Below are 8,828 nucleotides of genomic sequence, written 5' to 3'. Positions count from 1 at the left end.
CGGTTTAGTTTACTAAAAAATGCGCCCGTCGCACCGCAAAATCGGTTTAGTTTACTAAAAAATGCGCCCGTCGCACCGCAAAATCGGTTTAGTTTACCAAAAATTGCGCCGGCCGCGCTCCAAAATCGGTTTAGTTTCCAAAAAATGCGCCTTTTCCCGTCCACGTTACCCCAAAAACTACTCCCGCGCCGCCCCAATTAGCGGTAAAATTGAACCAGGAAAATATGTAAGCGGATTAATAGGGAATAGGTACACAAAATGCACAGCAAACGATTTATTAACGGAAAAATTTTTCTGGGGACTAGCGAAACCGCCTTTGCTGACTCCCTAACGGTGGTCGACGGCAAAATCGCGAAAGACGATGGCCAAGCCGTCGACGAAGTCATCGACTTACAGGGGGCGACGGTGCTGCCGGGGTTAATCGACAACCACACCCACCCCAAGTACATCGCGGACGCCTTGCACGGCGCGGCCTGCACGCCGCCCCTGGTCAACAGCATCCCCGAAATGCAAGAGGCGCTCAGACACACTCCTGAATACGGCAAAGGCGCGGACGTCTGGATCGAGGGCTGGGGCTTTGACGAAAGCAAGTTAGCTGAGCACCGCAGTCCCAACCGAGACGACCTCGACCAGGTGTCCACTACTCAACCGATTTTTTTATATCGCTCCGACTGCCACTCCTCGGTCGGCAACTCTCTGGCCCTGGAACTAGCCGGCATTGACGAAAGCACGCCTGACCCAGCCGGCGGCAAGATCGAAAAAGACGAAAATGGCCGCCCAACTGGCTTTATGCGGGAAGTTGCCGCTAGCCAGCTACTGATCCGGGCCAAGTCAGCCTTAAGCTACGAAAATGACGTAAAAAATTTGGTCAATTCCTCAGAACACTACCTGGAAAACGGCATCGTGGCCATCGGCGAAATGATGGGGCGGCTTCATCCTTACGCCAGCCTCAAGCTCTACCAGGATGCCTACAAAGCGGGCTTTAAGCCTAAGTCTGCCATCTACTACGTCGCTGATGAGGTAGATGGCCCACTAGAAAGCGCCCAGACTGACCGCCTCCGCGTGGCGGGGCTCAAGGTCTTCATGGATGGCTCCATTTCCGGCGAAACGGCCTACATGAAAGATGGCTTTCCTTCTGGCAAAAAGGGCGTCTGCCTCACTAGCCAGACGCGGCTAAAAGAGATCATCGATTACGCGAGAGCCAACCACTTGCAAGTCGCGGTTCACGCCATGGGCGACGAGGCTGTTCAAAACGTGATCGATGTCTGCCAGGATCTTGACCCATGGCTTGCCGGCATGCCATCGGTTCGGATCGAGCACGCTTCCTTAATCAGTGACCAGATGTTTGAGGAGCTAAAAAAGGCTAAGATCGGCCTCGGCATTTCCACCCAGCCAATCTTCTTCTTTGCTGAAGAAGACTCCTACCGGCAATTTTTGTCCAAGGATCAGTTAAAGCTGGCCTACCGGATCAAGACTATGGAAAAAGAAGCCCCGATCGTCAGCCTCAGTTCTGACGCCCCATGTACTCCGTGGGCCGAACCAGACAGCCCATTTTACGGCATGTACGCTGCCGTTACCCGGAAGACGGCTGGGGGCGGGACCATCAATGCCGATGAGGCCATCTCCTTGCCACAGGCCTTGCTGGCATATACGCGTGACGCAGCCATCATGGGCGGCTTTACCCAAAATGGGACGCTGGAAGCTGGCAAAGACGCTGACTTCATCGTTTTAAACAAGGACCTGTTCAGCCAAAAAGCTGACGACTTAACCACCGTGCACGCTGCCCAGACCTGGATCGGCGGGGAACTGGTTTACCAAAGAAAATAAGCAAGAAAAAAGAGGACCTAACGGTCCTCTTTTTTAATCAACAGCAACGGAAGGGTTATCCTTAGTTAAAACGACGGCCTTGTCAGGGGTAACGCCGAAGTATTCCTGAAGCAGCTTCGTCAAGTCACTGACAGCTTCGTCAGCCCGGGCTGCTTGATCTTGGTTGACTGATTCAATGATGATGACGCCCTTGGTTGAAGCTTCATCCAGCATGGTTCTTTGGGCATCGCGCCAGTTGAGGCAGCGGCAAACGGCACCTTCATCGTCATACCAGGCCATTTCGCCTTCTAGCGTTGGCTCGTCGGCGTCCTTGCCCACGGCTCTAAAGGCTAGGCCTTCATGAACCAGACCCAGGTGCATTTCGCCAGCCAATTTTTCCTGGTCTTCAATCCCGATTGGCACGCCGCGGGACAGGGAAACGGAGTTGTAAACATCAACTAAAGGTGAAATGGGCTGCAGGTCTTCGCCCTTGTCCACCCGCTTGAGCAGGGCCTCGATTGAAGCACGGACGCCTTTCTTCTTTTTAAATTGCTGGTAGGCCTTGCGCCATTCATCAACAACGGTGTTGCGGTTGAATTGGGCTGCGCCTAAAAAGTCTTCCGCCTTGTCTTCGGCTTCGCTTAGCAGCTTGCGGCGGGCAGGGAGGTTGTCGTCGGTATCGTGGTTGTCGATGCCGCTGACCAGCATGACATTGACTTGGGCATTTGGAAAGAGTTCCCAGAAGCTGGGATCAATAGTTACTTTTGTTAGCATTTTTGGCCTTTCTATTTAATTTCTTTAGGAAAAAATGGACTTTTACTTACAATGTTAATTTTAACTGAAAGCGCCGTCAGGGTCAATTGGACCGGTTAGGTGCCAGCCGCTTGGCCCGGTAGCTCTCTTGCAAGAGGCCGTCAAAGAAGTGCTGAAGGGAGATTTGCCCCCTTTCGATCTCGGTACCATTTTGGTGAAGCATTTCCGCATGGACGTTTTGGTATTCAAAGAGGTTGTTGGCATAGTCCAGCAGCATGTCGTTGTCCGGGTAGTCGATGCACATGGTGGCCAGGTTGACGATCCCAATATGCAGGGCCCGGCGGATCCGCTGGTAGATTACCTTCTTTTCCTTAGGATTGATGCCCAGGCACTCTTCCAAGTCCACTTGGTCAAAGTTTTGATCCTTGTCGACCATTAAGCGGATGATCCGCATGATGTCGTCGTAGCCTTTTTCGGCGGCAATGCCTAAAAAGCGCAGGGTATCGTTAACGAAGTCGATTTGCTGGCGGTGGATGGTTTGTTGGCGGGCATAAGGGCTGTTCAAGCTGCCAGAGAGCTCGCTGATGACCCGCATATTGCTCAGGAGCCGCAGCTGCGTACTAAGGACCTTTGACACATGAGCAATCTCAAGAGCATTTAAAGGATGGTGCAGGAAAAAGTCGCAGCCATTCTGGTAGGCAGCCGTTACCAAAGCATCAGAAGGGGTGTTAGCTGTCATGATGATCCGAGGCAGGATGTTGGCTTTTTTCAGCTTTTTGAGCAGCTCCATGCCATCAAAAGGCGCCAAATCATAGTCAGTTACTAACACATCAACCCGCAATTGCCTGAGATCATCATAGGCTCTCTGCGCATCGCTGGTCTGGCCAACGATGATATTTTCGAAGTTGCTTTCCAGGGCATTACTGATAAATTGTAAGTTCTTGTTGCTTTTATTGGCGATATAGAAGTACATTTTTGGTCATTTTACCTCATTTTTGATGCTTGTTGAAGTTCTGTGATTCTCAAAATCTATTTTAGCATTTTGGGCAAAAAATATAAAATAATGCATAATCGCATTGAAACCGGTTCAAATGATGCATAAGTACCTTTCTATGCATGGAAAGAATTCAAGTATGCACTTTGCCGAAAAATAATAAAATAATTCCCGTTATCTTTTTTTAAATCTTTCCGTTTTTTGCTGTGGCTACCTGTAAACGCTTTCTATAATAATAATCGTAAACAAGTGAAAAACATAAAATGAATTAGGAGGAAGCTATCATGGCTTTTAATTTACGTAACCGCAGCTACTTAACTTTAGCAGACTTTAACACTCGTGAAATGGAATACTTGCTTGACTTGGCAGAACAACTCAAGAAGGACAAGTATGCCGGCGTTGAAAAGCCTCGTTTGAAGGGCAAGAACATTGCTTTGATCTTCGAAAAGGACTCAACCAGAACTCGTTGCTCATTTGAAGTTGGTGCCCACGACCAAGGCGCTCACGTAACTTACCTTGGGCCAAGCGGCTCACACTTTGGCCACAAGGAATCAGTTAAGGACACTGCTCGCGTATTGGGCGGCATGTTTGACGGTATCGAATTCCGTGGCTTCTCCCAAGAAGCAGCTGAAACTTTGGCTAAGTACTCAGGTGTTCCAGTATGGAACGGCTTGACTGACGCTGACCACCCAACTCAAGTTTTGGCCGACTTCTTGACTGCTAAGGAAGTTTTGAAGAAGGAATACAAGGACATCAAGTTTGCCTTTGTTGGTGACGGTCACGACAACGTATCAAACGCTTTGATGCTGGGTGCTGCCGTTATGGGTATGGAATACCACGTAGTAACTCCTGCAGAACTGAACCCAAGCGAAGAAACTTTGGCAAAGGCCAACGCAATTGCTGAAAAGACTGGCGCCAAGATCGTTGTTTCAAACGACATCAAGGAAGGCGTTAAGGGCATGGACGTAATCTACGGTGACGTTTGGGTATCAATGGGTGAATCCGACGAAATGTGGAAGAAGAGAATCGAACTCCTTTCACCATACCAAATCACCATGGACGTTTTGAAGGCTACCGAAAACCCTAACGTAATCTTTGAACACTGCCTCCCAGCCTTCCACAACCTGGAAACTGAAGTAGGCCGTGAAGTTTACGAAAAGTTTGGCCTTAAGGAACTTGAAGTAACTGACGAAGTCTTCGAAAGCAAGTACTCAGTAGTCTTCCGTGAAGCTGAAAACCGGATGCACACCATCAAGGCTGTCATGGTAGCTACCTTGGGTGACTAGTCTAGAAGAGGTGCTCTTATGTCAAAAGTTGTTGTAGCATTGGGCGGCAACGCCCTCGGCAAGTCACCAGCCGAACAATTAGAATTGGTTAAGAACACTGCTTCCTCATTGATCGGCTTAATCAGTGCCGGCAATGAAGTAGTCATCAGTCACGGCAACGGCCCACAAGTTGGGCAAATCAACTTAGGCATGAGCTATGCTGCAGAACATGGCCAAAGCGCAGCCTTCCCATTCCCTGAATGCGGGGCCATGAGTCAAGGCTACATTGGCTACCACCTGCAACAAAGCCTGCAAAACGAATTGCACAAGCGCAGCATGAAGAAGGATGTCGCAACGATCGTTACGCAAATCGTTGTTGATCCTGAAGACCCAGCCTTCCAAAACCCAACCAAGCCAATTGGGGCCTTCTACAGCAAAGAAGAAGCCGACTCCATTGCCGCTGACAAGGGCTACATTTTTAAAGAAGACGCGGGCCGCGGCTGGAGACAAGTCGTTCCTTCACCTACGCCAAAGAGAATCGTTGAATTAAACAGCATCAAGACCTTGATCGAAGCTGGCGAATTAGTTATCGCTGGCGGTGGCGGCGGGGTGCCAGTTGTGGAAACCGAAGAAGGCCTCCAAGGCGTTCCAGCCGTAATTGACAAGGACCGGTCAAGTGCCCTCTTGGCAGCCAATGTTGGTGCCGACAAGCTGATCATCTTGACTGCTGTTGACTATGTAGCTATCAACTTCAACAAGCCAGACCAAAAGAACTTGGAAAACTTGTCTGTAGCTGAAGCTAAGCAATATATCGACGAAGGTCAATTCGCTTCCGGCAGCATGTTGCCAAAGGTTGAAGCCTGCTTGTCCTTTGTTGAAGGCCACCCAGAAAGAGAAGCCATCATTACCTCCCTTTCAGGCTTAGACGCCGCATTAGCTGGGCAGTTGGGGACTGTTATCCACGCTTAATCGGCATTGCCAATCAGTTTTTTAGTAAAAAATCTCTCTTTAAAAAATAAACAACTAACAATTTTCGACTCTCTAAAATGTCGTTAAGTTGGTCAATATAGGTTATTGACTGCTTTATAACCGCTATTCATTAGGATTAATTAGAACAATATCAATTAGTATAGGAGTGAATTATCATGACAAGTCCTATTCATGTTACTTCAGAAATTGGTAAGTTAAAGACAGTTATGTTGCACAGGCCAGGGCACGAAATCGAAAACATTACGCCAGACTCAATGGAACGGCTTTTGTTCGATGACATTCCATACCTGCCAATTGCTCAAGAAGAACACGACTTCTTCGCACAAACCCTGCGCGACAACGGTGCCGAAGTTATTTATACCGAAGACCTGGCTACTGAAGCTTTGGCTGACGAAGCTGTACGTAATGAATTCATCGAAAGACAAGTGGCTGAAGCTGGCTTTGTTGCCGGCGTAACCCACGACGCCTTGGTTGAATACTTGAAGGCTTTGACTCCACGCGACTTGGTAACCAGAATCTACGAAGGTATCCGCCGCGATGACTTGGAACTCAAGACTTTGGACTTAGCAGCTGTATCAGAAAACACTGCTTGGCCATTCTTGATGGATCCACTTCCAAACGCCTACTTCACTCGTGACCCACAAGCTTCCATTGGCGAAGGGATGTCAGTCAACAAGATGACCTTCCCAGCTCGTCAACGTGAATCAATGATCACTGAATACATCTTGAAGTACAACCCTCGCTTTGCTGGCAAGGTTAAGGTATGGCGCGACAGAAACCACGCTAGCCACATCGAAGGTGGGGACGAATTGGTACTGAGCGACCACGTAGTAGCCATCGGTATTTCACAACGGACTACCGCTGACGCAATTCAAGACATCGCTAAGAACTTGTTTGCAGGCTCAGACTACGACACGGTAATCGCAATCTCCATTCCGCACAACCACGCCATGATGCACCTTGACACGGTCTTCACCATGATCAACTACGACCAATTCACGGTTCACCCAGACATCTTGACTGAAGATGGCAAGGTTGACAACTGGGTACTGCACCCAGGCAAGGATGGCGAAGTAACCTTCGAGCACCACACCGACATCAAGGAAGTCTTGAAGAAGGCCTTGGGCAAGTCAGAAATTGACTTGATTCCTACTGGCAATGGCGACCCAATCGTTGCTCCTCGTGAACAATGGAACGACGGTTCAAACACCTTGGCAATTGCTCCAGGTGAAGTCGTAACTTACAACAGAAACTATGTATCAAACGCTCTGCTGAGAGAACACGGCATCTTGGTACACGAAGTTCGCTCAAGTGAATTGTCAAGAGGTCGTGGCGGCCCACGCTGCATGTCTTGCCCAATCGTTCGCGAAGACATCTAGCTTGATAGCTTAATACTTGTTTGAAAAAACACTAAAATTGCGGAGCTGGTCTATCGCTCAGAAAGGGGTAGACTGTCCCCGCTTTTTTAGGTGAAAAGAATGTTTTGAAGTAAAAATGTTTGAGTAAGATTTGAGGTAATAACTATGGAAGAGAAAGTAAACAAAAACGGGATTGGCCTAGTTGGCCTGACCGCTTTGATCGTTAGTTCCTCAATTGGGACTGGGATCTTCGGGATTACTAGCAAAGTTGCCTCTGCCGCTGCACCAGGGCCAGCGATTTTGGCCTGGCTGCTGACCGGTTTTGGTTTCTTGATGCTCGTTTTGTCACTTAATAACTTAACTGAAAAGAGATCAGACCTTAAGGGTGGGATCTTTGCTTACGCCGGGGCTGGCTATGGCCCACTTGGCGAATTCATTTCTGGCTGGGCTTACTGGCTGTCTGCCTGGCTGGGCAACTTGGCCTTCGCAACCATGTTGATGAGTGCGATCGGGACCTTTATTCCGGTCTTCAAGGGTGGCTCTAACCTGCCATCAATCATCGTCGCCATCATCTTCTGCTGGGCCTTGACTTTCCTGGTTAACAACGGTGTGGAAAGTGCCTCATTCGTTAACACGATCGGTACTTTCTGCAAAGTTGTACCATTGATCATGTTTGTGATCATTTGTATCGTTTCCTTTAAGTCAGGGATGTTTACCGCTGACTTCTGGGGCAGAGTATCCAACAACCTGTCTAAGGGCACTACGACTGGCAGCGTTTGGACGCAAATGCAAGGTACTTTGATGACCTTGATCTGGGTCTTCATCGGGGTTGAAGGTGCCTCAGTTATGGGTTCTCGTGCTAAGACCCTTAAAGAAGCTCAAAAAGCAACCATGCTTGGTTTCGTAATGCTGCTTATTTTCTACATGATGATTTCTATCTTGCCTTACGGCATGCTGACCCGGGCTCAACTGGCTTCAGCAGCTCAACCAGCTTTGGGTAGCGACTTGAAGATGGTTGTCGGCAACTGGGGGATGATCTTGATCAACCTTGGTTTGATCATTTCTACTATCGTTTCATGGCTTTCCTGGACCATGCTGCCAGCAGAAACCATGCTTTTGATCGCTGAAGACGGTGCTGCTCCTAAGTTCTGGGGCAAGCTGAACAGCAAGAAGGCTCCGACTAACTCCTTGATGACGACTGCTGTTTTGCAAACCATCTTCCTCTTCTCCTTGCTCTTCACTGACAAGGCATACGAATTCTGCTACACTTTAGCTTCAAGTGCCATCTTGTTCTCTTACCTCTTTGTTGGTCTTTACCAAATGAAGTTCAGCAGAGAACGCAAGGAATGGGGTCAATGGTTCTACGGCCTTTTGGCAGCTGCCTTCCAATTGCTGTGCATGGTTTTGGCAGGCTGGCAATATGTACTGGTTGTATCTCTTAGCTACATTCCAGGCTTGATCGTTTACTACCAAAACGTCCGTGAAAAGGGCAGAAAGCTCAACAAGAACGAAATTATTACTTACGTAGTCATTTTGGCTTTGTGCGTTCTGTCAATCGTTCTGATCGCGAATGGTACAATCGACATTATGTAAGAGATATTACAAATATTCTTTTCCAAAACGGTGGATATAAATCCACCGTTTTTTTGATGCTGTTTTATC

The 8,828-nt window shown here is 48.5% G+C and carries 8 protein-coding genes; 6 read left to right on the top strand and 2 right to left on the bottom strand.

The window, feature by feature from the left end; genetic code table 11:
* On the top strand, positions 1–201 hold a 201-nt coding region (locus tag ACI4WN_RS04005), incomplete at its 5' end, for a hypothetical protein (protein ID WP_439777066.1).
* 57 nt (positions 202–258) lie between these two features.
* Complete coding sequence (locus tag ACI4WN_RS04000; RefSeq protein WP_439777065.1) at positions 259–1,827, top strand: amidohydrolase; 1,569 nt, start codon at positions 259–261, stop codon at positions 1,825–1,827.
* 33 nt (positions 1,828–1,860) lie between these two features.
* On the opposite strand, the gene ACI4WN_RS03995 is transcribed toward ACI4WN_RS04000, so the two are convergent.
* Positions 1,861–2,580 (bottom strand): B3/B4 domain-containing protein, encoded by a 720-nt coding sequence (locus ACI4WN_RS03995; protein ID WP_439777064.1) that lies wholly within the window; start codon positions 2,578–2,580, stop codon positions 1,861–1,863.
* Positions 2,581–2,662: 82 nt separating this feature from the next.
* The gene (locus tag ACI4WN_RS03990) at positions 2,663–3,532 is read right to left on the bottom strand and encodes a DNA-binding domain-containing protein (RefSeq protein WP_439777063.1); all 870 of its coding nucleotides are present in this window, start codon (positions 3,530–3,532) and stop codon (positions 2,663–2,665) included.
* A gap of 305 nt (positions 3,533–3,837) precedes the next feature.
* Here ACI4WN_RS03990 and argF point away from each other — a divergent pair, with 305 nt between their 5' ends.
* The 4 genes from argF (at position 3,838) to ACI4WN_RS03970 (ending at position 8,759) form a co-directional block, all read left to right on the top strand.
* Positions 3,838–4,839 (top strand): ornithine carbamoyltransferase, encoded by a 1,002-nt coding sequence (gene argF / locus ACI4WN_RS03985; RefSeq protein ID WP_439777062.1) that lies wholly within the window; start codon positions 3,838–3,840, stop codon positions 4,837–4,839.
* 18 nt (positions 4,840–4,857) lie between these two features.
* Positions 4,858–5,787: a carbamate kinase gene (arcC, locus tag ACI4WN_RS03980; RefSeq protein WP_009557293.1), complete on the top strand. Its 930-nt coding sequence runs from the start codon at positions 4,858–4,860 to the stop codon at positions 5,785–5,787.
* A gap of 176 nt (positions 5,788–5,963) precedes the next feature.
* Positions 5,964–7,187: an arginine deiminase gene (arcA, locus tag ACI4WN_RS03975; RefSeq protein WP_439777061.1), complete on the top strand. Its 1,224-nt coding sequence runs from the start codon at positions 5,964–5,966 to the stop codon at positions 7,185–7,187.
* Positions 7,188–7,331: 144 nt separating this feature from the next.
* Positions 7,332–8,759: a basic amino acid/polyamine antiporter gene (locus ACI4WN_RS03970; RefSeq protein WP_439777060.1), complete on the top strand. Its 1,428-nt coding sequence runs from the start codon at positions 7,332–7,334 to the stop codon at positions 8,757–8,759.
* The last annotated feature ends 69 nt before the right edge of the window (positions 8,760–8,828 follow it).

This window comes from Lactobacillus sp. (assembly GCF_051893255.1).
Lineage (GTDB): Bacteria > Bacillota > Bacilli > Lactobacillales > Lactobacillaceae > Lactobacillus.
Note: the sequence above shows the minus strand (reverse complement) of the source record. Positions and strands in the feature narration are given on the sequence as shown.

What these genes read in the sequence shown, in the direction of transcription:
- ACI4WN_RS04000 (WP_439777065.1), top strand. Translation starts at nt 259, where the DNA reads ATGCACAGCAAACGATTTATTAACGGAAAAATTTTTCTGGGGACTAGC.
- ACI4WN_RS03995 (WP_439777064.1), bottom strand. Translation starts at nt 2,580, where the DNA reads ATGCTAACAAAAGTAACTATTGATCCCAGCTTCTGGGAACTCTTTCCA.
- ACI4WN_RS03990 (WP_439777063.1), bottom strand. Translation starts at nt 3,532, where the DNA reads ATGTACTTCTATATCGCCAATAAAAGCAACAAGAACTTACAATTTATC.
- argF (WP_439777062.1), top strand. Translation starts at nt 3,838, where the DNA reads ATGGCTTTTAATTTACGTAACCGCAGCTACTTAACTTTAGCAGACTTT.
- arcC (WP_009557293.1), top strand. Translation starts at nt 4,858, where the DNA reads ATGTCAAAAGTTGTTGTAGCATTGGGCGGCAACGCCCTCGGCAAGTCA.
- arcA (WP_439777061.1), top strand. Translation starts at nt 5,964, where the DNA reads ATGACAAGTCCTATTCATGTTACTTCAGAAATTGGTAAGTTAAAGACA.
- ACI4WN_RS03970 (WP_439777060.1), top strand. Translation starts at nt 7,332, where the DNA reads ATGGAAGAGAAAGTAAACAAAAACGGGATTGGCCTAGTTGGCCTGACC.